Annotated in this window: 18 protein-coding genes and 1 pseudogene; 13 read left to right on the top strand and 6 right to left on the bottom strand. The window is 60.8% G+C overall.

Annotated features, from left to right (window positions below):
* The first annotated feature begins 679 nt into the window (after positions 1–679).
* The 5 genes from E3T37_RS12680 (at position 680) to E3T37_RS17430 (ending at position 4451) form a co-directional block, all read left to right on the top strand.
* Positions 680–1333 (top strand): ParA family protein, encoded by a 654-nt coding sequence (locus E3T37_RS12680; RefSeq protein ID WP_134367338.1) that lies wholly within the window; start codon positions 680–682, stop codon positions 1331–1333.
* The gene (locus tag E3T37_RS12675; protein ID WP_134367336.1) at positions 1333–1752 is read left to right on the top strand and encodes a hypothetical protein; all 420 of its coding nucleotides are present in this window, start codon (positions 1333–1335) and stop codon (positions 1750–1752) included. The genes E3T37_RS12680 and E3T37_RS12675 overlap by 1 nt, the downstream gene beginning before the upstream one ends.
* Before the next feature lie 66 nt (positions 1753–1818).
* Positions 1819–2256 carry a hypothetical protein gene (locus E3T37_RS12670; protein ID WP_134367334.1) on the top strand — a complete coding sequence of 146 codons (438 nt, stop codon included), beginning with the start codon at positions 1819–1821 and terminating at the stop codon, positions 2254–2256.
* On the top strand, positions 2257–2643 hold the full coding sequence (locus E3T37_RS12665) for a hypothetical protein (RefSeq protein ID WP_134367332.1): 387 nt from the start codon (positions 2257–2259) through the stop codon (positions 2641–2643).
* A gap of 32 nt (positions 2644–2675) precedes the next feature.
* On the top strand, positions 2676–4451 hold the full coding sequence (locus E3T37_RS17430) for a DNA methyltransferase (protein ID WP_370292520.1): 1776 nt from the start codon (positions 2676–2678) through the stop codon (positions 4449–4451).
* A 56-nt stretch (positions 4452–4507) separates the two neighbouring features.
* Here E3T37_RS17430 and E3T37_RS17855 read toward each other — a convergent pair.
* A pseudogene (locus tag E3T37_RS17855) lies at positions 4508–4969 on the bottom strand (competence protein CoiA family protein); the annotation flags it as partial.
* A gap of 417 nt (positions 4970–5386) precedes the next feature.
* Here E3T37_RS17855 and E3T37_RS12645 point away from each other — a divergent pair.
* Complete coding sequence (locus E3T37_RS12645; protein ID WP_134367325.1) at positions 5387–5695, top strand: hypothetical protein; 309 nt, start codon at positions 5387–5389, stop codon at positions 5693–5695.
* A gap of 141 nt (positions 5696–5836) precedes the next feature.
* Here the strand turns inward: E3T37_RS12645 and E3T37_RS12640 are convergent, their stop codons facing one another.
* Positions 5837–7207 carry a hypothetical protein gene (locus E3T37_RS12640; RefSeq protein WP_134367323.1) on the bottom strand — a complete coding sequence of 457 codons (1371 nt, stop codon included), beginning with the start codon at positions 7205–7207 and terminating at the stop codon, positions 5837–5839.
* Positions 7208–7846: 639 nt separating this feature from the next.
* Here E3T37_RS12640 and E3T37_RS12635 point away from each other — a divergent pair.
* A complete protein-coding gene (locus E3T37_RS12635) occupies positions 7847–9997 on the top strand; it encodes an NACHT domain-containing NTPase (protein ID WP_198416042.1) in 2151 nt (716 codons plus the stop codon).
* 300 nt (positions 9998–10297) lie between these two features.
* The gene (locus E3T37_RS12630; RefSeq protein ID WP_134367321.1) at positions 10298–12376 is read left to right on the top strand and encodes a restriction endonuclease; all 2079 of its coding nucleotides are present in this window, start codon (positions 10298–10300) and stop codon (positions 12374–12376) included.
* A gap of 50 nt (positions 12377–12426) precedes the next feature.
* Here the strand turns inward: E3T37_RS12630 and E3T37_RS12625 are convergent, their stop codons facing one another.
* Both E3T37_RS12625 and E3T37_RS12620 read right to left on the bottom strand, forming a co-directional pair.
* Positions 12427–13185, bottom strand: coding sequence for a hypothetical protein (locus tag E3T37_RS12625; RefSeq protein ID WP_134367319.1), 759 nt, complete (start codon positions 13183–13185; stop codon positions 12427–12429).
* A 145-nt stretch (positions 13186–13330) separates the two neighbouring features.
* Positions 13331–13615: a hypothetical protein gene (locus tag E3T37_RS12620; protein ID WP_134367317.1), complete on the bottom strand. Its 285-nt coding sequence runs from the start codon at positions 13613–13615 to the stop codon at positions 13331–13333.
* 107 nt (positions 13616–13722) lie between these two features.
* Here E3T37_RS12620 and E3T37_RS12615 point away from each other — a divergent pair, with 107 nt between their 5' ends.
* Positions 13723–13938, top strand: coding sequence for a hypothetical protein (locus E3T37_RS12615; RefSeq protein WP_134367315.1), 216 nt, complete (start codon positions 13723–13725; stop codon positions 13936–13938).
* A 38-nt stretch (positions 13939–13976) separates the two neighbouring features.
* Here E3T37_RS12615 and E3T37_RS12610 read toward each other — a convergent pair whose 3' ends face one another.
* Positions 13977–17291, bottom strand: a complete 3315-nt coding sequence (locus E3T37_RS12610) for a DNA polymerase III subunit alpha (protein ID WP_134367313.1) — start codon at positions 17289–17291, stop codon at positions 13977–13979.
* 477 nt (positions 17292–17768) lie between these two features.
* Between E3T37_RS12610 and E3T37_RS12605 the strand changes: the two genes are divergently transcribed.
* From E3T37_RS12605 to E3T37_RS12595, 3 genes are read left to right on the top strand one after another with little or no spacing between them, the layout of a single operon-like run.
* On the top strand, positions 17769–18032 hold the full coding sequence (locus E3T37_RS12605; RefSeq protein ID WP_134367311.1) for a hypothetical protein: 264 nt from the start codon (positions 17769–17771) through the stop codon (positions 18030–18032).
* A gap of 12 nt (positions 18033–18044) precedes the next feature.
* Positions 18045–18581: an LPD29 domain-containing protein gene (locus tag E3T37_RS12600; protein WP_134367309.1), complete on the top strand. Its 537-nt coding sequence runs from the start codon at positions 18045–18047 to the stop codon at positions 18579–18581.
* Positions 18582–18597: 16 nt separating this feature from the next.
* Positions 18598–18816, top strand: coding sequence for a hypothetical protein (locus E3T37_RS12595; protein ID WP_134367307.1), 219 nt, complete (start codon positions 18598–18600; stop codon positions 18814–18816).
* A gap of 294 nt (positions 18817–19110) precedes the next feature.
* Here E3T37_RS12595 and E3T37_RS12590 read toward each other — a convergent pair whose 3' ends face one another.
* The gene (locus E3T37_RS12590) at positions 19111–19446 is read right to left on the bottom strand and encodes a hypothetical protein (protein WP_134367305.1); all 336 of its coding nucleotides are present in this window, start codon (positions 19444–19446) and stop codon (positions 19111–19113) included.
* 299 nt (positions 19447–19745) lie between these two features.
* Between E3T37_RS12590 and mobF the strand changes: the two genes are divergently transcribed.
* On the top strand, positions 19746–21033 hold a 1288-nt coding region (gene mobF, locus E3T37_RS12585; protein ID WP_166806105.1), incomplete at its 3' end, for a MobF family relaxase.

The following is a 21033-nucleotide window of genomic DNA, read 5'->3' as shown; positions in this document are numbered from 1 at the left end:
CACGTACGCTGCTCCACCTGCACCAGATCACTCATAACGTCACACTAACAGAACTAAAAACAAAACACGTAACAAAATAATGAAATACGAAATACGAAAGCAATGCTGGATGAGGTGGCTCTCACACTCACCGTCCGTCCCGGACGGTGAGTGTGAGGACTCATCTCTATGTCAGTAATGCGTGGACACTGCTCATCTCGATGTCAGGGTTGGCGCGGGCGACGCCTGTGGCCGGGGCAACCGCCGGTCGTGTCCTCCACCTGGGCACTCCCCCGCCTCGCGGCCGGCGGTGCCATGGTGGGTACTCATCCACCGCAGCTGGTTGCGTGCTGGAGTATCTAACTTCGTGACTTCGTGACTTCGTGACTTCGTGACTTCGTGACTTCGTGACTCTGCAACTCTGTAACTTCCGAACTCTGTAACGTCCTAACTCCGCTATGTCCGGCCCCTATACATGTTCGGCGGGAACTTCCTCAGATATTGACTTCGTAAGTCTGTAACTTCGTGAGTCTGTTATGTCGGAAGTTCGTTACTCCGGAAGTTTGTAAGTGCAACACGCGCAAGCTGAATGAGTCTGTAGGTTCCGGACTCTGGTACTTTCGAACTAACAGACTTAGTAACAACCGAACTTCGTAACTTACGGAATCTGGAACTTACAGAGTTACAGACTGGAGATCGAATGCGCATTGTCTCAATAGCCAACCAAAAAGGCGGCGCCGGCAAGACAACAACAGTAATGAACCTCGCGAGCGTCTGCGCTGAGAACTCCCGGGTCTTGGTTGTCGACGTGGACCCGCAGGGATCATCCGCGTGGTGGGCCGACAGGGCGGGGGACAGCCTTCCGTTCGATGTCGCCGACGACACTGACCCGAGAAATCTCGCCCGGCTGCGTGAGCTGCCCTACGACGTTGTCTTCGTGGATACCCCAGGTTCTCTTGAAGGCCGAGACGTGCTCTCTACGGTTCTTGGGGAGTCCGACTTTGTTATCCTGCCCACTGAGCCATCTCCGCTCGCTTTTGCTCCGCTGATGGCAACGATTAATGAGGTCGTCCTGCCGGCAGGGGTGAACTATCGGGTTCTGGTCAATCGGGTCGACCCGCGCGTTCCGTCGGACCTGGTTGATGCCCAGGGGCTGTTGGATGGAGCTGGCTTTGCCCGATTCGAAGCGGCAATTCGCGACTACAAGATCCACAAGATGGCTCCCATTGAGGGCCGTGTTGTAACCCAATACGCAGACGGTGACTCCAGAATCGCCAGCAAGGCGCGCGAGGACTACCGACGAGTTGCCCTCGAGCTCGTTTCCTACTGGGCCAACACCAAGGGAGGCAAGTGATGGCGAGGACGAAACTCACCCAGCTGCTTGGCGATCCAAAACCGGAAGCGGTACAGGCAGTCGTTCAGGTGCCCGTTCCGACTGAACCGGCACCAGCACCGGCAACAGAACCCGAGCCTGTTCCTACTCCTGCGCGGGCGACCCGTGTGGTAACTAAGCAGAAAGAACCAATCGGGGCGTCTGACGTCGGGGGAGGCGCCCACTATCTTTCCTTCGTTCGGAAAGAGACACGCCTGCGCGGCGATCAGATGGATGCCCTCGCGGCCAAGGCTCGCCAAATCAACCGCAACAAGACAGACGGCGGGGAGCGCATCACAGACAACACGCTCATTCGCATAGCCGTAGACCTGCTGTTGGCCAGGGCCGACAAGCTCGCTGGAAGTACAGAGGATCAACTTCGTAACTCTGTAAGTTCGTAACTTCGTAGGCCGGCATCAATCTCCCCAGCCCTTCAATCAGATGTTTATCTGATGTACTGTGTCGATATGAGTACTGCGACTTTCACTGACCTTCTGCGCAAGCCCAAGGAGGTTCTGGCCCACATCGACGAGGGCCAGGTTCGGATCACGCGCCGTGACGGTGACGATCTCGTGATCCTTCGCGGTCACGATCTCGATGTCCTCGAGAACGGTGTAGCGCTCTCGAGTCGTCTGATCCGTGCGATCGGCCGGAACAAGGGCGACGTCGCGGCGGCGCTGACCGACCTGTTCGCGTGGACGGGGGAGTTCACCCCGGGGGAGCTGAGCGCGTACGCGGCCGAGATCGAGCAGCTGCTCTATGCCGCCAGTGAGCTGGGAACGTTTGAGCGGCTGCTGCGCGCGCAGCAGGAGTGGAAGGAAACGGCCCTGGCTTACGCGATGGGTATGCGACCTGTCGAGCCCATCGAGCTGCCGGCTGCTCCTGTCCGCGTTAATCGCCCGTAGATGGCGGGGAAACGCGGCACCCCGGTTCCGCGACCTGTAAAAGGCACCGAGTACGAAATCTTCTTTGGCAGTGTCGCTGCCGAACGCGGGTGGACTGATCTGAAGTCCACCGCGAAGAATGCCCTGGCGGACGCCTTCGACTATCTCACCGCACATCCCGCGAAGTACGACCCTGATCGCTGCTACAGACTGCGAGGAGATCTCGAGACAGTCCTTATCGACGGTGTAGCCCTCCCGCAGTGGCAGTACAAAGTGACCGATGGTGCTCGCCTCTGGTACGCCGTCGATGAGCCCAACGTCAAGGCGAAGAAGCCAGGACGCGTGTACATCACGAAAGCGGCCACCGGACACCCCAATGAAACGGACTCGAAGAAGAACTTCCGATAGCGGTCCAAGAAGCCCCACAACCAGCGGTCCGGATGCTGCGCCGAGATTCGGTTTTGGCCTGGGCTTGGGTACTGACAACCTGTCCGGCAGGGGCGAGGGGACACGGTACGGTCGTCATAAATGCTGAAACGACCAGGGACTATTATTCGCGGAACCGGTCGGCAAAAAGAAAGGTCGGTGTCGGGGTGGCGACAAGGTCTCTGAACGAGATTCGCAAGCGTGCGGGAAAGTTCGTGTCCGAGTGGAAGGATGAACCAGGCGAGGAGCGGCAGCAGGCGCAGTCGTTCGTCCGTGACCTCCTCGGCGTGTACGGCATCACGGAGACGAAAGCCGCCTCCTACGAACGGCGGGCGAAGAGGTCCTCGACTGGTAACGGCGGTTACATCGACGCTCTTGTCCCTGGTCTGTGTCTCGTGGAGATGAAGTCCGCCGGCAAGAACCTCGAGGAAGCTGAACGGCAAGCGTTGGACTACATCGACGATCTCACCGACGCGGAAGCCCCACGGTGGGTAATCACGAGCGACTTCCGGCAGTTTCGAATCCTCGACCTTCACGATCGGACAGAGGGTGCTGTCCAGGAGTTTGCGTTGACCGGCCTGCCAGTGAAGGCGGAAGCCCTGGCGTTCCTCGCCGGTTACCAAACTCGTTCGTTCGGATCCGTGGAGCAAGAGGCCGCATCTATCAAGGCGGCGCGCGTCATGGCCTCTCTGTACGAGACGCTTGAGAAATCCGGCTACCCCGACCATGAGGCGTCAGTCTTCCTCGTCCGGATACTGTTCTGCATGTATGCCGACGACTCGGGTCTCTGGGATCGCGACCTGTTCACGGAATTCATCGAGGACCGGACTAGGGACGACGGCTCCGACCTCGGCCCGCAGATTGCGATGTTCTTCCAAGTGCTTAATCAGAAGATCAAACCTGGGCATCTCGATGAAGCTCTGCAGAAACTTCCGTATGCCAACGGCGGCGTTTTCGCGGAGACCATCAGCATCCCTGCGTTCGACTCCGAGATGCGTTCCAAGCTCCTCGACGCGTGCCGGTTCAACTGGGCTGACATCAGCCCGGCTATCTTCGGGTCGTTGTTCCAGGCAGTGAAGGACAAGAAATCTCGACGCCAGCTTGGTGAGCATTACACGACCGAGACGAACATCCTCAAGACCCTCGGCCCACTATTCCTCGACGACCTCAAAACCCGATTCGCAGATGAGCAGCACAGCGTCCAGGGGCTGAAGAAATTTCGTGCCCACCTCGGTCAGATACGCCTTATCGACCCAGCAGCGGGATGCGGAAACTTCCTCCTTCTGAGCTACCGGGAGCTCCGAGCGCTCGATCTCGCTGTCCTCATTCGTCTCCGGGAACTGGGCGACACCACCGAAGTTCCGACGATGTTTTTCACCCGCGACGACCTCGTCGTCCGGCCAGAGCATTTCTTCGGAATTGAAATCGAGGAATGGCCGGCCCGAATCGCTTCGACCGCGCTGCACCTCGCTGACCATCAAGCGAACCAGGCGATGTCCCTTGAGCTCGGCATGGCGCCGGATTCCCTTCCGCTTGGCACTATTGACACAATCCACGTTGGCAACGCGCTTCGTACGAACTGGCGGGACATTCTTAATCCGACTGTGAACACAATCGTCGTCGGCAACCCGCCGTTCAAGGGACACCGCGGACGAGAAGCGGAGCAGGCCGCTGACCTCCGTACAGTCTGGGGTCGTGAAGATATTGGACGACTCGACCAGCTGAGCACCAACTCATGCGTAGGACTGAGGACAACCTGGTCCTCGGTGCCGCGAACGCGGGTCAGCTGATCCCCATGATGGCCGAATAGCCAAACGTCGAGGATCTTCTGATCCCGGTACGATTCGTGTCGCTTCAGCCAGATCGCGGGCTCAAGGTACGAGTACTGGATTTCGATCGCGATCCGGTCGCCGTTCAGGGCCGTGGCCATGATGTCCGCGACGCGGTCCCGATTCTTGTTCGACGGCTCTTCCTCACGCACAATTACTTGTGGATACCGACGGCGTAGCCAATCCGCAATGTGACCTTTCGCTTCGATATGGAAGAGCGACTCAGGTCCGTGGTCGTCGGTTCGCACCAGATGTTTGAAGCCGTCTCGCGCACGGACTCCTCGATTCACAGTTGTGAGCGCCGGCGATTCGCAACCATCAACCGGGCAGAGAAGGTTCTCTTTCGCCCAGCTTCGAATGGTCGCGGCCGTGCCATTTACGAGTTCAAAGAGTGTCGCATCGCCTTGGCGTCGCCGAGCGTAGATGAGTCGCGTTTCCCCTTCTTGGAATTCGGCTAACGTCGCCCGACCATGCGCCATGGGATCAGGGTACTGGGAGGCAGTGGGCCTGGGCGATCGAGTGCGGCGGATTGACCAGTAGGTGCGGGTGTCTGCATCTCACTGGCGACTATTTCTCGCGAGCGTTGCTTGCCGATCTGCGGGAAAACGGGGCGTTTCCTCCGAACGGGTTCAATCGGTCGAACGGGACCAACGACTATAAGTTCCTGCTTGATCTGTTCAATCAGCGGCACGAATTCACTGAGAACGAAAACCGTAAGGTTTGGGTACTGCTGAACAGAACGATCAGGAACTTTGTCATGAATGACGAGCGCCGGGGGTAGTCGCTTGGGTACCGACAGGTCACTGCCGCTGCTCGTTAGAATCGCCCGCAACAGCGACAAGCTGGTCGCCCGACGGTGGCCATGACTTTTCGTTCACATGGCGTACGGTTCGAAGATGAGACTCGAAATATCTACAAGCTCCCGTGCCACATGGATTTGGGCAAAAGATGTGGCCGAAGCCGAGAGTCTCCGTGAAATTCTTACCGCGGCCCACTGCAGTTTCGCGGACCCCACTGGCAAGAATGCTGAACCGCGAATTCTTGATCTTGATATCGGAATCGATGCAGCTGAGGGACTCATTGCTCTAGAGCTGGCTGGCTACTCGTTTCAATGGCACCCCACACAGCACGAATTGAATCGTGAGCCCACTTTGCTCGGACTGACCATTGGGTTCGGGCAAATCGGGCAAACATCGATGCAGTAATTGCGCGCATCCCCGTGGTGTAGATATTCCTTTCATACCTCCGGGCTGAGGTCTGAAACGCTCTTCTCTGACCAGCCATGCCATGCTGTTGGTGCCGTGATTCGCGTGAGGAAGGAATCCTCGATCTTCGGCTTCGCGCCATTAGGTCGCTTGTGAGGTGAGTCCCTTCTGGAGAAGACCGAGGATCTCGTGATGATCAGCTGCGGTCTTCAATTGCGCATGGATGTACTGGGGCCGCCCGCTAACGATCGTGTTCGATGGTGTGGCGGGATACTCCTTGATATTGAGTCCTTGGACGTAGACGCTCAGGTGGTCACCGTGGACGGTGACATCGCAGAGCTTGCGCTTGCCGTAATACTTCAGGCCGCGCACTCGCGAGCGACGTGATACCTCGGGACCGAGGGCGAGAATGCTCGCGTCGAGGTCTTCCCAGAGCGGGAGCAGCGCCGCACTCATCCGGTCGGTGTGAGTTTCGACTGGTACCTCTTCCTGCTCAGGCAGGTTGTTGGCGATGTCGACCAAGCTTTCGCCAGCTTCGTTGACCCAGTAGGCGGGTCCCTGGAGAGCGACGACGATCTTGCCTGCTCCCTTCTCGAGGATGAGTCGGGCTAGCCCGGTCGGAGAGTATGGCTGGTCGTCGGCCTGCCAGACCAATGGGGACGAAGAGTCTTCCTGCCAGGTTGCGTACCCGCGTCCGGGCTCGTCTGCAAACCACTCTTCGAGCGTGGCCAGAATTTCCGGAGTTGAATGGAACCGAAACCGTTCGCCTTGTTCGAGTACTTCGGCGCCAATCAAACGCGCGACGGTGTTGGCTTCGCGCTGCCTGTTGTGTTTGCCGGTTTTCGCTTTCTGCGCCTCGTTGACTTCTGGGGAGAGAACGAATTCTTCAATCCCAGGCGGCGGGTAGTGCTGCGAGACGGTGACGAGAACATCATTGGAAGTTTGATACGCCTGGAAAACCAATAGCTTGATGTCGAGTCCCAGCTGCTGGTGCAGGAAGACGACGGTCGCCGTGACGGTTTGGGGGAAATCGGTCGCCATGAGAACGATCTTCGGCAGCCGAAGCGAGTCCTCGGTGATTTCGGCCCAAGCGTCGAGCTCGGCTGCCGCGTCGCTCGCGGATACCTCTTGACCAGAGGTCTGAGTGCGATAGCGCGCGTGGACCCTATCAAGGTCGTCTCGAGTGAACCGCGAGACTAGCGCCGCGTACTTGAGCGCTTGCATCTCGACGGTGTCGGGGGCTTTGTCTCGTTTGAGCTCCACCACAAGGAGATGACCGTCACCGTCCAGCGCCAGGACGTCGAGACGGTCGTGTTCCTTTACCCCCATGTGACCTGTCCAGCTGCCGAACTCAAACGCCACAATCTTGATGGAGGAGCCAAGGACCTCTGGATGTGCGATGACCCATTCCTGGAGGTGCTGTCTTTCCCGCAGGCCGGCTTGGGCTAGACCTATCGGTGTTGCAGCGATGGCTGTCGCCCCCTTGACGGTGAAAACGAGCTCGCCGTTCATCACACTCCCTTATTCAGATATTCAGACCTGAGAAGCAGTCTCACACAACGCGGCCAGGCGGCGTGCTTCACCGATCTACCCGCGCAGGACCAGCGGCCAGCACTGTCGACTTTCTCCCACTTAGCGGGCCGCTGGCGCGACGGCCAGCTTCCTCGCTCGGTTCTTGGGCGCCTCTTTACTATCGATGAGTACCGATATCGGGCGAAGAGGTTGTGCGACGTAGATATGGGACTCGCCACGCCGCGAAATTCCGGCGATCCGCAAAGGCGAAAAATGAGAGTCGTGAGACGCCTTAAATCCCTAGGGATATGAGACTCAGAATTCGTCCCCATTCACTCGCCGCAGCCCTCCTTCGATGAGGCCAGCAACAGGACTACTCGAAGAGTGCACTGCCATGGTTCACCAATCAGCGGGTCGCTTATCGTTGAACTCGCTTCGGATCACGGAAGCCGATAGAAATGAGGCGGCCTTGTCACTGATGATCTGGCTGCGATTGAGGGGGACAAAGTGTCAATCACGCCATTCGAGTCTGGGCCAGACTTCGAGCTGAGGGGTCTAGCGCTCGCGCGCGCACTTCATGACCCAATGGGTGTTCAGGGAGCCGTCATGTTCCGGGGGCGGGAGCGAGACGGTCTCTTCGTGAACCATGAAGAGATTCACACCTACGAATTCACGACCCTCGGCAAGAAAGACAAGGCAATTCACGATGGCGAGAAGCTCGCCGAGCTCCTCGCTGCGGTGGGTGGGACCTCGGACAACGCGCTTAAGTCAAGAACGGGCTGGTTTGTAACTAGGGACGAGCCAACGGCGGAGCAGAGATCCGCCGTTGCGGCTATTGCCAAGTCCCGCGGCGAGCGAATTCACGCCATAAGCATTGCCGTCTTGCACCAACGAATCTGCAACTCCGAGATGTACTTGCAGGCTCGAGGCAACGCTCCCTTTGGCAGTATCAGCTACAAATCCAAGCTCGATGGGACTGCTCGGAATGTCCCCGTAGAACTCGTCGGCCCTGGAGCAAACGGCTCCATCACTCTCGGGGCCATGACAAACCGCCTGCAGCAAGGTGGCCGGGCCCTTCTGGTGGGGAACTATGGCGTGGGCAAGAGCCACACTCTACGCGAGCTGTACGGACAGCTCAGAAAGTCACACTTCAAAAGTGGAAAGTTGACGCCTTTCCCAGTCCACATCAACTTGCGCGACTGCGCCGGACTCAGAACTCCCGCCGAAATCCTGCGGCGACATGCTGAAGAAATCGGTTTTGAGCACGCCGACGGTCTTATCTCGGCATGGCGGGCTGGTTCGTGCGTACTCCTCCTGGACGGGTTCGACGAGATAGTTCCCAGCAGGTGGCTCGGCGGAGCTGTTGACCTTCGTACCGTGCGCTGGGAAGCTCTGAGCCCCATTAGGCGATTGGTCAGCGAGACGCCTGCGCATGCCAGCATTATCGTCGCCGGGCGGTCGCACTATTTTTCCGGTCAACCGGAAATGGTGTCGGCCCTTGGCTTTTCGATGCTCGATCAATTCAGTGTGCCGGACTTCGACGAGGCTCAACTTCATGAATTCCTTCGACAAGCAGGTGTCGAATGGTCGGTCCCCGACTGGGTTCCCATGCGGCCCTTGCTTCTCGGCTACCTGATCTCCATTGACGCCAGTAACGCAGAGGGCGTCGCCGGCTCGGTTTCACGATCAGATGGTTGGCGACGCTTCATAGATGCAATTTGCGAAAGAGAAGCACAGATGTTTTCGGCCGTACGCCCCGAAACGATCAGGAACATCGTCTCGCGCGTAGCAACCCTCGCGCGATCCAGCACAGACGTAACCGGTCCAATCGACATGGATATGCTGCGCTCAGCATTCGTGGCCGTGAACGGGCGACAACCTGACGAAGAGGGTGTCCAACTGTTGTTACGACTGCCCGGCCTTGCCGTGGCTGACCCAAACAACGAATCGGAAATCCGCAAATTTGCCGATCGAGACATGGCAGACACGGCGTACGGTCTCGACTTAGCCGCCTACGCGGTCGATCCATTTGAGGAACTTCATCCTCTTGGATCGGTGGCATCTTGGGCCTCGGCAGCCAGTGATTTGGCGATAGAGGTAGCAGCCGGAGTTCTTCTCGACCTCGATCTCTCGATCGGGACGACACTCGCGGCCCTAGCCGCGCGGGAAAAAGCAGATCAATTTGACGCTGTCATGGCCGATCTCATTCGGTTGGCAGTGGAATTGCCCTGGGATGGCAGGAAGCTAACGAAGCCCTACCTGGTGTCCGGCGTCTACTTCGAGCAGCTGGTACTCAGCGACCACCCTATGTTCCGGTCGAGCACTCTCCAGAATTGCGTTATCGAGCGCCTAGATCTGAGCGGCCTCGACGAACAAAGCTCCGTTCCCCACTTCGAGAAGGCGCTCATTGGGTTTGTCGACGGTGTTGCATCCCTGCCGGACTGGTTGGCTCCGCACTTTGCAAACTGTGAAATTGATCGGTTCAGTGTCGCCACGCAGACGACAGCAGGAATCATGACCCTCAGCATTGACCGTGAGTCCCGGATTGCCCTGTCGATCCTGAAGAAAATCTTTGGCCAGCGGGGCTCAGCTCGAAAGGAAGGCGCCCTAAGCCGGGGGCTCAGCCTCAATGATCGGCCAATGGTTCCCGGCGTCGTCGAAGAACTCATTTCTCAAGGTTGGATTTTCCGGTCTTCGTCAGGGCACGAGACCTTGTACGCGGGGGTGAAAGACAGACGGCGAGATGCCAACCGAGTGCTGGACTCGCCGACCGACTTCAAACTGCATTAGTCGGAACGTCCGGATCGAATTCAAGGTGTTTCTTACACCTAAACGGGATGCGAGACGTCTCAAGCCGCCGATTCGGCGCCGTGCACGAAACCCCAGAATCTCGACCTGAGGCGATTCTCGTGTCGTTTTCCGTACTCGAAGGCGCGAATTGCCGCATGCGTTTGCGGAACGGAGGGTAAGCGGTTGACGCTCTTCGGCGGCTTTTTGTGGCCTGGTCGGAGACTCAGCTGATCTCAGATTCGGACGATTGTGGGTCGGATTCCGGCTCTGCCAGAGCAGTTGGGTCGGTAGCCTTCGAATGTGACTACCCAGATGAGGACCATGGACGAAACCTCATGCCTGTTGCCGTTCATCGATCCGATTGGCGACTACGACGAAATCCAGTTTTCGCCGGAAGGCAGGGTGTCCTATCTTCGAAGCGGGAAACGGCACCGCCTTGACGGCCCCGCGCGTTCCGGTGGAGGCATGGAGTGGTGGTATTGGGATGGCATGCCCCACCGGGATGATGGGCCCGCCCGTATCACCAAGCATTACCGAGGAACTGCAGACACGTATCGTCACATCCCGCCACGGCGTGCGGGAGCTGAGAGCCCGTTGGGCAAGTGGCAGTTGGCTGAGTTCTGGTACACCCATGGTCTTCTGAATCGTTTTGACGGTCCGGCAATCCGGTGGGAGGACGGCACCGAGGAATGGTTCTCCCAGAACCGGCGACACAGAGTTGGCGGTCCCGCTGTGATCGGATCCGACGGCCTTCGGGAGTGGCACCAAGTCGTTCCTGGGCGCGGGACAGAATCCTGTTACACCCCGTCGTTCTATGTGATCCAAAACAACAATGAATTCTTCCGCGAATATGGACCCTCAGTTGTCCTGGGTAATGGGACGCGCTACTGGGGCAGCGGGTCTGTCGGCGGTTACGACGGGCGAATGCCGAGCTCAGGTCCGTGGATTGAGTATCGCGATGGGTCCGTGGATTTCATCCAGAATGGTTCAGTGCGGAATCGCGACGCCGATCATCCCTTCACCGTTACCCTGCGCCGTGACGGTCGTCACTATGTGGCCTCGGAATTTTCAAACTCATCGGGCCCCTGGTTCGACGGTGCTTCCTTCCTGCCATTTATGGACGGTACCGAATTCTTCGAAGACACCTGGCGGCGAGCAAATCTCGAAGACCGCCGGCTCCACTCGGCCTGGGCCGTCGATCAATGGGAACGAGTACAAGGGAATGTCAGTCACGACGACGAGGACCAGATTGCACGCTGGCTAGAGAGGTTCAAGCAAACAGTGGACGAGGAACGAGAAGAAGCGCGAATACTGCGTGACGATATGCACGGCTACCTCAGGGTGGCTCTTCGGCGGCTCGACGGAGTGACCGAGCCGAGCTTGGATGACCTTCAAGATTTAATGACGATGGCCGGGCTGCCATTAACGGGAGTCGTTGCACAGCTCACTCCTGAATCGCGACTTCTACGAGCTGTCGTCACAGCTCCATCGCTTGACGAGGCAATTTCGCGTGTCATGATGCCGACCCATTTCAGTGGCCCTCTTCCGAAACCCAAGCAGCGCGCGCCAAAGATCGTGAATGAACTGTATGTGAATGGCATTGCGGAGTTGGCTCTAGCTGCCTTGGCGGCCATTGTCGTGTGTGACGGGGTCGAACTGGCTGACACTGTTTTGCTCAACGTAATGGTCGATGAGGTTGACCGAGCGACCGGTCATGAGAAGCGGTTCTGCGTGCTGAGTATCCAGGTAGAGCGAGAGGTGTTTGAAGGGCTCAACCTCGACCGGGTAGACCCGTTGGAATGTGTGAAAGCCCTCGGCGCAGTCGTTCCACGCGGAACGAATGATCTTGTGCCGGTGCGCCCCATCATCGCTTTTGACAAGGAGGACGCCCGCATTGTCGCTGCGGTTGATATTGCATCGCGCCTGGACTCTCGCCCGAACCTTATGGACCTCACGCCGAACGAGTTTGAGTCGCTAATCCAGAATCTGTTTACAAAGATCGGCCTCGACACACATCAAACGCAGGCGTCGCGCGATGGCGGCGTTGACGCCATCGCGTACGACTCCAGACCCATTTTCGGAGGGAAGATAATCATTCAGGCAAAACGTTACAAGAACACAGTGGGCGTGTCCGCGGTTCGTGACCTTTACGGCACCGTCATGAATGAGGGCGCTAGCAAAGGGCTGCTCATAACGACGTCCGGGTACGGGAAATCAAGCTTTGAATTCGCCAAGAACAAGCCTCTGGAGCTTCTTGAAGGTGGCCATCTGCTGCACCTACTGAAAGAGCATATGGACATGGACGCCGTCATCGTTCCCCCGATCACGTGGGTGGATCCGGTTGTAGATATAGAGGCCCCTCATCTGGAGTGGAAGTAGCACACTGCGGTGCCCGCCGACTACCTCGTGCTAGACGTCGGTCGGACCCGCTAACTGCGCCCCACTGAAGCGCCGATCGGTGTTTGATCAAGCTCCGAGGGCAGTATCTCCAAGTCATGACCAAATTGGCCGACGAGGCCTTTGATCAAAGACAGGTACCAAGGCGGGGCGTCGGGCGCGACGACCAGGGCATCGACCAAGATGCTGAGATCGACGTCGATGCCATAACCGGGAGGATCCGTCTTGTCCACACGCACCATCGCGCTCTGATCCTGCGTCCTCGCCCAAAGCGACGGGCCGCCTGAATCATCGGACCACAGTACGAGCCGAGCTTCACGTTCGTGATCAAACTGCCGGCGCTTGTACATAAAGGAAGTTCCGACATTCTGGACCATATTGAATGTCCTTTTGTCGTATTCGATGTACTTCACAAGCCCACCATGGATCGGGTACTGCGACGTTATGGAGTCGGTAAGCCGTCCCCAAGTCGATCTAATCGCGACTCCTTGAGAACCGTGCTGGTAGAGATCCCACATCCCAGCGGATTCGAACTTCGATACGTACCAGCAGTTCAGGTAATGCGTTTGACGGGCGTTGAACATGCTCATCAATCTGGCGTCAACTCTGGCGTGAACGTCGTGGCCAGCAACGGCGCCTTCCCACTTGTCTTTCATCATCGATGACTGACTGAAGTACAGCTGACGCGTCTGAATTACTGAGATGAATCGAGGCAGATCCAAGTAACGCCAGACCGTATCATTGGGATCCGGTTGGTTCTCGTAGCCTGGGTGGCCTTCGTCCATGAACATGATGGAAGTCAACCAGAGATCAGCCAGCGCGACGCATCTCGCTGACAAGCCCCGAACAGCCACCCGATCTGGTGGTACTGGGGCCGCCCTCGCCCCCAGCTACCATTCAGGGGTGGAGCATCTGTAGCCGCCGGTCAACGAGGATCTACTGGGTCGTGCCAGGCACCGCTGCGTTGTCCCAGAACCGGATCGCTGCGTAGGTTTTCCCGTCTACGATCTGAGCGAAGCAATTCCAATCGTGAACCACGTCAGCCTTGAAAGAAAGCGTGGTCGTGCCGCTGATGTCGTACGCCGCGGAGTTGGGGCGATTTTGAATCGACAGCGCGTCAGCGGTCACGGTGTCGGGTGTCTTGATGTCGTCACGCAGCTTGCTTAGGACGGCCTCACTCTCGCAGGCATCTTCCGCAGCGTGCGGCTCTGCGTCCGACATGACTTACCAACACGTGGCTAGGTGTGCCGCATGAGGCGGTTGGGAAGGTCGAAGCAGGCCCATGGCAGGATGTCGGTGTGAGCGTGACCTCTGGATACGGTGAGTTCATGAGCATTCAATCCGACCTACTCGCTGCCATGAAGGTATTTTCCGCCCGCCTCGACGACGCAACAGAGACCTTTGCACTGACGAACGCGCCGAATAACCTGCCCGGAGCCACCGCGTACATGTCCACCCAACTCATCCTGCTAACTGATATGAACGCTGCGCTCTGCAACGCAGTCGTTGACCTCGCCAACGAAGTAGAGAGTCTCAAGAAATAGCAGCCGCAACTATTTGTCATCTCTCGCTGCAGAGCAGGTCACGCCCTCCGCCTCCACATTTGGATGACGTTGTCCGCGGCCTCCGCCTCGACAACCACCCGCTCCCGTTCACGCTCCGCAGCCTGACGCGTCCGGACCTTCCCTGCTACGTCGAGCAGGTCCCACATTTGCTCGCCGGTCACTGAGACCCCGCGGGCGCCGGTGCGCCGGGTTCGGCCGCGGATCAGGGCGTAGTGGGTGCGGAACACGGGTGCCCCGATCGAGGCTTGCGCGTCGTGGAAGAACACCACATTGGACACGGGCCCGCTGCCGTCGTCGAGGGAGAGGAAGACGACGCGTTTGCCGCTGCGCATTGGGGGTGTGTGGGTGGCGCGGCGGACCCCGGCGACGAGCACTTCGGTGCCGCCCGGCAGGTTCACGAGCTCTGAGGCGGGGGTGACGCCGAGTTCTTTGAAGAGTGGGTAGAACCGGGTCATTTGGTGCTGTCTGACGGCGAGGCCGAGGTCTCGGAGTTCCACGTCTGTTTGGGTGCGGCCGCGGAGGTCAAGGGCGGTGACTGCCCGGTAGAAGTCGGGCAGCGGCAGATCAATGTCGAAGGCGAGCTGGTCGGGGCCGACGGGCAGGGCCTTGCCGCCGAGGCCTTGGATGTGGGCGAGGAGGTCGCCGCGGCGGGCCCGGTCGTAGCCGATGAACGAGTCCAGGGCGCCGACCCGGGCCAGGGCTTCGAACGTGCGCCGGCGCGGGTGCACCCGGTCCCGGAAGTCCTGCAACGAGGAGAACGGTTGATGCTCCGCGATCCGCTGCCGCTCCACCGCACTGGACCCGGCGAGTTCGGGCAGGGCCAGACGGATAGCGAGCTGCCCGTCGCCCAGCTGCTCGACCCGGTAGTCCAACGCGGACTTCTGCACGTCGAGGCCGAGGACGGGAACGCCCAGGTTGCGGGCTTCGGCGACGATCAGGTCTTTCGGCCACATGCCCGGGTCGTGGGTGAGGAGCCCGGCGAAGAACGTCGCCGGGTGATGCGTTTTCAGCCAGGCACTCTCATAGGTGGTCCGGGCGAATGCCGCACCGTGCGCTTTGGCGAACCCGAAACTGCCGAACCCGGACAGCACCTTCCATGCCCGGTCGATGACCGGCGCGGGGAACCCGCGGGTGGCGGCCTGCTTTCGCACGTACGCTTCGATCTCGGCGAGGTCGCCGGATTTGCCGAGGTGCCGGCGGAACACATCGGCCTTGCCCATCCCACAGCCGGTCAGCTCGTCAAAGAGCCGCATCACCTGTTCGTGGAAGACAACGACACCGTTGGTTTCGGCGAGGAACGGTTTGAACCGGGGGTGCATGTGGTCGGGTGCGACTTCCCCGTGCCGCGCCTTCAGGTACTGGAGGGGCATGTTGGCTTGCATCGGTCCGGGGCGGAACAGGCTGATCTCCACGGTCAGGTCGTTGAACACTGCCGGTTGCAGCTTCCCGATCAGCTCCATCTGCCCGGGCGACTCCAATTGGAAGACGCCGAGGGTGCGGGTGGTGCGGAGCATCTCGTAGGTGGGCGCGTCGTCCAGGGGCACGCGGTCCAGGTCGATGGTCTCGCCGGTGAGTCGCCGGTGCTCCTCGATCGCAAAGGCCATCGCCGACTGCATCCGGACGCCGAGGATGTCGAGCTTGATGAGTCCCATGGGGTCCATGTCGTGCTTGTCGTACTGCGACATCGGCAGCCCCATCCCCGAGCGTTGCACCGGCGTCCGGTCGAGGAGGGAAGTGTCGGAGAGGATGACGCCGCACGGGTGCACGCTGATGTGGCGGGGGAGCCGGTCGAGCTTCGCGGTCAGGTCCACCAGCTGGTCCAGCTGCTGCGACTCGCGCACCTGTTGGGAGAGTTCCGCGAGTTCCGGTTTCTCCTCGAGGGCCCGGCGGAAGTCGCGGGCGTTGAACCGCCACATCTGCTTGGCGATCGCCGCGACCTGGTCCTCCGGCATGCCCAGGGCGAGCCCGGCGTCCCGGACGGCGCCCCGGCCCCGGTACGCGTTGGTCATCGACATCAGCGACACCCGGTCGGCGCCGAAGACCTGGAACACTTCCCGGTAGATGTCGTGGCGCCGGGCGGATTCGACGTCAATATCGATGTCGGGGAGGGTTTGGCGTTCGGGGGAGAGGAACCGTTCCCAGATGAGGCCGTTTTCGATTGGTTCGACCGAGGAGGTGCGAAGCGCGTAGTTGAGGACGGAGCCGACACCGGAACCCCGTGCCTGTACCCGGACGCCCATGCCCCGGATCAGGTCGGCAACGCGGGCGACGGTCAGGAAGTAGGTGGCGAACCCGAGGTGCTCGACCGTCTCCATCTCATGCGCGAGCTCCAAGTGCGCGGCACGGGCGAGTGTGGTGCCGGCGTAGCGGTCGTCGATGCCATGCCGGGCCCGCCGCCAGAGCTCAGCGACCGGGTCGCCGACCACTCCGATGATCGAGGCTTCCGGCATTCGTGGTGTGCCGAGTCCGATGTCCTCGGCTGGGTCGAGGGCGCATCGGTCTGCCAGCTCGTGTGTGGTGCGCAGGAGTTGGTCGAGGGCGTCGGGGTTTCGGGCGCCGGCGTCGACGACCATGCGTGCGGCCTGGCGCATGTGCGACCCGTCTTTCAGCCAGGCTTGTCCGTTTGCCTGCGGTTCCTCGAGTTGGGCGAGTGGGGTGAGGAGGCGGGTGGCGTCGGCGAGGTCCGCGGTCGTCGCGTCAGTTGGCTCGCCGTAGCGGACGGCGTTGGAGAGGATGGCGGGGGTGCCGGTGTCCTCGGCGAGGCCGAGCATCCGGGTGGCCGCGGCCACGGAACCGCGTTGCCCGGTCTGTGCGAGATGGCAGACGACTTCGAGGGTGACCGAGCCGATCGGCATGACGCGGAGCCACGCGCGCAACCCAGCGACCGACTCTGCGCTGTCCCGGCGTTCTACCGCGAGCCCCACATCAGAGAGCGGCCCGAGGAGCACAGTGAGGGTGCGTCCCTCCGCCCAGGTGGCGAGACGGCGCCGGTCGATGCTCGGCACCCGGCCTGCCTCGTGCGCGGAACTCACGGCCCGGCAGAGCGCGGCGTACCCGCGGCCATCCGCGCCGTGTGCGAGCAGGGTCACCCGGCCGAGGGGCCGGTGCTCATCATCGTGGACGGCCAGGTCCGCGCCGAGGCCCGCCCGGATCCCCGCGGCCGCGCACGCCCGCACGTGCTTGACCGCCCCGTACAGCCCGTCCCGGTCGGTCAGGGCGAGGAAGTCAGCGCCGCCGGCCGCCGCCTGGTCAACGAGGGCTTCGGGCATGGTCACGCCGTAATGCGGGGAGTATGCGGAGGCAACGTGAAGGTGCGGAAAGCTCTGTTCCATCCGTACCTCCAACCCCTGCTATCGAACGTTTATTCGATATAGGGAGTGTAGGTCGGGGCTCTGACACTGACAAGGTCTTCCCACGACAGACGGAGGTTATGGGCGCGTCATCTACGTCGCCTGAGCCGATACCGAAGAGGTTGAGGTGATCGGCGGACACCGACGCGGTGACGACACGGACTCTGCACGGCGGCGTCGCTGGTTCGAAGCGTCTGGTGCGAAAACGCAGATGAACGAGGAGTCCTGGTGCCCGACTGTGTAGGTCGGCGCACGTGAACTTTGTTGCTTTTCGTCTGAGGGATTGTTCACTGCGTGCTGCCGGCGTCAAGCCGTCGTCACAGTTTCAGCAAAAACTTCTTCCCCCGCTGCGCTCCTCCATAACTTTTGGCCTGCAACCGTTCCTTGGGGCTTGACCCCGACAGCACTCCATGAGGGCGGAAAAACCGCCGAAAGGCAAAAAAATTTGGAGGAGAGAAAATGCTTGAACAGATCCAGACCCCCACACATCCGATCACTCCCGCGGACGTCGAGCGGAAGATCTTCCACCTCACCAGCTCGATCCGCAGGCGCGAACGCACCCTGCATTGGGACGGATACGCCACACCCCACACTCCCGAGCACCCCGCAGTCGCGGCCGCGCGCACCGCCGACCAGCTCGCCCGGATTGACGAAGTCCAGACCCGGCTAGCCCTCTGGGTAGCGATCCAGGCCGAGCAGGCCACCACCGCGCTGAGCAATTAGGGAGATTCGAACATGACGGATTACATCAGCACCAAGGACACCGCCAAGTTGGTTCGGGTGGCGCTCAAGAACGCGTTTCCCGGCGTGAAATTCAGCGTTCGGATGAGTACCGGCACCGCGTCCGCATGGATGAACGTGTCATGGAGCGACGGACCCACCGACCGCGAGGTGAGCGCGGTCACCAGCCAGTACGAGGGCCGCAAGTTCAACGGCATGACCGACGGGTACGACGACCAAGGGTCCGCACTCGTCGCGTTCGACGGCGAGGACATGCCCCGGGTCGTGCGGTACTCCTGCGACGGGATCAACACCCACCGCGACTACACGGCCGCCGGATACCGGGTCGCGCAGCACCTCATCAGCACCGACAGCGACCACAAAGACCTCGTCGCATTCACCCCCGAGGGCGAACCCCTCAACAATGCCGCCGTGCCCCACGGGATCTACGTCGCCGGGCACTTCCACGATTACATCTACAGCCCCGTGCACATCGCCCAGGTCATCCTGCACCGAGTCAACCTCTGCACCGTCACCGCGCCCACCCGATAGACCAGGACAACCAGCAATGAACACAACCACCATTGACACCGCAGCAGCTGCGCGATTCGTCGACGTGTTCGCGGCCGCAGACTTCGCGGGCGACGTGGGCCCGCGGATGAGCTGCACCGAAGTCGACGCCCTCGTCGGGATGCTCCGCGCCCTCGGAGCCGACACCGCCGCCGACACCTGGGTATCCGCACACGCCGAAGAAGACCAAGAAGAAGACAGCCACCACCAAGCCTGATCAACCAAACGCCCCCCTTGACGACGATCAAGGGGGGCGTTTGGACAACCCAGAAACACACCACCCGGAGCAATTACAGACGACGGTTGCGGCCGATTCTGATGCGAGGACGGCGTCGGTAGGAGCGGCGCCGTCCCGGAACCTGGCAACGATGAGGCATCGGGCGGACTCTGCGCGCACACAAGTAGGCGGACCGCTCAGCATTCTCCGGCGAGCCTCCAGCGGGACCGACAGGACCTAGCCACTCCAGCGAAGAGAACCAAAACCAGACAGGTTAGCGGCCGCTTCGAGAGCTCAATGGCTTGAGAGCGCAGGAGCCTTCTTGACGTCGCGCAGCGCCAGACCGAGGCGGCCGGCTACTTCTGCCTTGGGGGTTCCTAGCTCGAGCATGGAGGCGATGACGGCCGCCGCTGACGCGCGGGCGGCCGTGCTCTGCTGCGCTGCGCGTTCCTGGATGGCGGCGATTTCCGCCTGAGCTGTCGCGTCGATCTCGTCGAGCGAGTCAGTGGCGACGAAGTAGTCGGTGGCGAGCTGCTCGAGCGTGTCTTCCTTCGCGCGGAACTCTGCCGCCTTCTCACGTGCGCGAGAGCGGGCGGCAGTCTGCTTCGCAGACTTACGTACATCGGCCATTGGTGTACCCCTTTCGTGGGTGAAGCATCAATTATGCGGGAGTCCAGCGCGCATGATCGTCCCCCACAGCCAAGGCAGGAGAGGGCACCAGCTTTCGTGCGAAGGCGCGCGTTCTGTTGCGCGTTCTGCACTGCCTGCTCCGTCAACTCGATAGCCCCTATCTACAGTCACCCGCCAACCTCAGCCTCAACTTCCAACCATCCCAATCTTCGATCGTGACAACCCTGCATCCTCATTCTTCGTACAAGTATTTGTCACACCTCTGGCATTAGTAATAGACGAGGTAAAGTGAGCGGGTGATGACTATGCATATCCTCTCTGCGGGAGACGGGTATGTGTACTACACCAACGAGGTCGCGACCGGTGATGCGAAGCGTGAGAGCGGCCGTGAGCTGGGCGATTACTACACCGAGGATGGCAACCCTCAAGGTGTCTGGGTCGGCGGGGGACTGGCCGCACTCGGCGTTTCCGGGGTCGTCACGGAGGAGCAGATGAAGGCCCTCTACGGTGAGGGTCTACACCCCGACGCCGAACGCATCATCGCTGACGCTCAGGCGCAAGGCAAGACCGTGGCTGAGGCCACGAAGGCCGCCAAGCTCGGCCGCTCCTACTACGGCTACAGCACCGACGGCACAGACCTGTCCGCGAAGATCACCGCCGGCTACACCGACTTCACCAACGTGAACGGGCGCGAGCCCGGCGTCGCCGACCGCCGCGCGATTCGTGCGCGCGAGGGCGACCTGGCGTTCCGCGACGCGAAAGGCCGGCCCCCAGCGGACAAGGACGAGCTGGGCCGGTTCATCACCGCGGCGACGCGTCCGACGCAGCAAGCGGTCGCCGGATTCGACCTGGTGTTCTCGCCCGCGAAGAGCGTCTCCGTACTCTGGGGCCTCGGCGACGAGGACACCCGGAAGACGATTGAAGATGCCCAGGCGGTCGCGATCCTGGACACCGTGTCGTACCTCGAGCGGGAAGCGATCGCGACCCGTGCAGGAACGAACGGCGTCGCACAGATCGACGTCGAGGGCGGCCTCGTGGCGACGCGATTCCGTCACTACGACTCCCGCAATGGTGACCCGCAGTTGCACGATCACCTGGTCGTGGCGAACAAGGTCAAGGGTGTCGATGGCAAGTGGCGCACGATCGATTCCAAGCTCCTCCACCGCCAGGGCGTGGCCGCGTCCGAGTTCTACAACCAACGCGTCATGGACGAAGTCACCACCCGGCTGGGCTTGTCAACGGAGCTGCGGGAAGTTACCCCGGGCAAGCGGCCCGTGGTCGAGATCGCCGGTGTTGACGAGCGCCTCACGGGGGCGTTCTCGACCCGGTCCGCGGACATCAAGAAGGTCGTCGGCCAGCTCGAGAAGGACTACCGGGCCACCCACGGGCGCAGCCCGGACGCGGTCGCCCGGATCAAGCTCGCCCAGCAGGCCACCCTCGAGACCCGCCCCGCGAAAGCCCACGCCCGCTCCCTCGCCGGCCTCCGCGCCGAGTGGGCCACGAAGGCCGCCGAACGCGTCGGCACCGCCACCGTCACCAACCTCCTCAAGGATGCCCGCGCCGCGGCGCCGGCCACGAGTGGCAGGG

The organism is Cryobacterium sp. TMT2-10 (genome assembly GCF_004403075.1).
Taxonomy (GTDB): domain Bacteria; phylum Actinomycetota; class Actinomycetes; order Actinomycetales; family Microbacteriaceae; genus Cryobacterium; species Cryobacterium shii.
Note: the sequence above shows the minus strand (reverse complement) of the source record. Positions and strands in the feature narration are given on the sequence as shown.

Bases quoted from the DNA above. Each gene is read 5' to 3' on its own strand.
- E3T37_RS12610 (WP_134367313.1), bottom strand. From the start codon at position 17,291: ATGGAACAGAGCTTTCCGCACCTTCACGTTGCCTCCGCATACTCCCCG.
- E3T37_RS17430 (WP_370292520.1), top strand. From the start codon at position 2,676: ATGCTGCGCCGAGATTCGGTTTTGGCCTGGGCTTGGGTACTGACAACC.
- E3T37_RS12625 (WP_134367319.1), bottom strand. From the start codon at position 13,185: ATGTTCATGGACGAAGGCCACCCAGGCTACGAGAACCAACCGGATCCC.
- E3T37_RS12675 (WP_134367336.1), top strand. From the start codon at position 1,333: ATGGCGAGGACGAAACTCACCCAGCTGCTTGGCGATCCAAAACCGGAA.
- E3T37_RS12645 (WP_134367325.1), top strand. From the start codon at position 5,387: ATGAGACTCGAAATATCTACAAGCTCCCGTGCCACATGGATTTGGGCA.
- E3T37_RS12670 (WP_134367334.1), top strand. From the start codon at position 1,819: ATGAGTACTGCGACTTTCACTGACCTTCTGCGCAAGCCCAAGGAGGTT.
- E3T37_RS12605 (WP_134367311.1), top strand. From the start codon at position 17,769: ATGCTTGAACAGATCCAGACCCCCACACATCCGATCACTCCCGCGGAC.
- E3T37_RS12665 (WP_134367332.1), top strand. From the start codon at position 2,257: ATGGCGGGGAAACGCGGCACCCCGGTTCCGCGACCTGTAAAAGGCACC.
- E3T37_RS12620 (WP_134367317.1), bottom strand. From the start codon at position 13,615: ATGTCGGACGCAGAGCCGCACGCTGCGGAAGATGCCTGCGAGAGTGAG.
- E3T37_RS12595 (WP_134367307.1), top strand. From the start codon at position 18,598: ATGAACACAACCACCATTGACACCGCAGCAGCTGCGCGATTCGTCGAC.
- E3T37_RS12600 (WP_134367309.1), top strand. From the start codon at position 18,045: ATGACGGATTACATCAGCACCAAGGACACCGCCAAGTTGGTTCGGGTG.
- E3T37_RS12680 (WP_134367338.1), top strand. From the start codon at position 680: ATGCGCATTGTCTCAATAGCCAACCAAAAAGGCGGCGCCGGCAAGACA.
- E3T37_RS12615 (WP_134367315.1), top strand. From the start codon at position 13,723: ATGAGCATTCAATCCGACCTACTCGCTGCCATGAAGGTATTTTCCGCC.
- E3T37_RS12590 (WP_134367305.1), bottom strand. From the start codon at position 19,446: ATGGCCGATGTACGTAAGTCTGCGAAGCAGACTGCCGCCCGCTCTCGC.
- E3T37_RS12640 (WP_134367323.1), bottom strand. From the start codon at position 7,207: ATGAACGGCGAGCTCGTTTTCACCGTCAAGGGGGCGACAGCCATCGCT.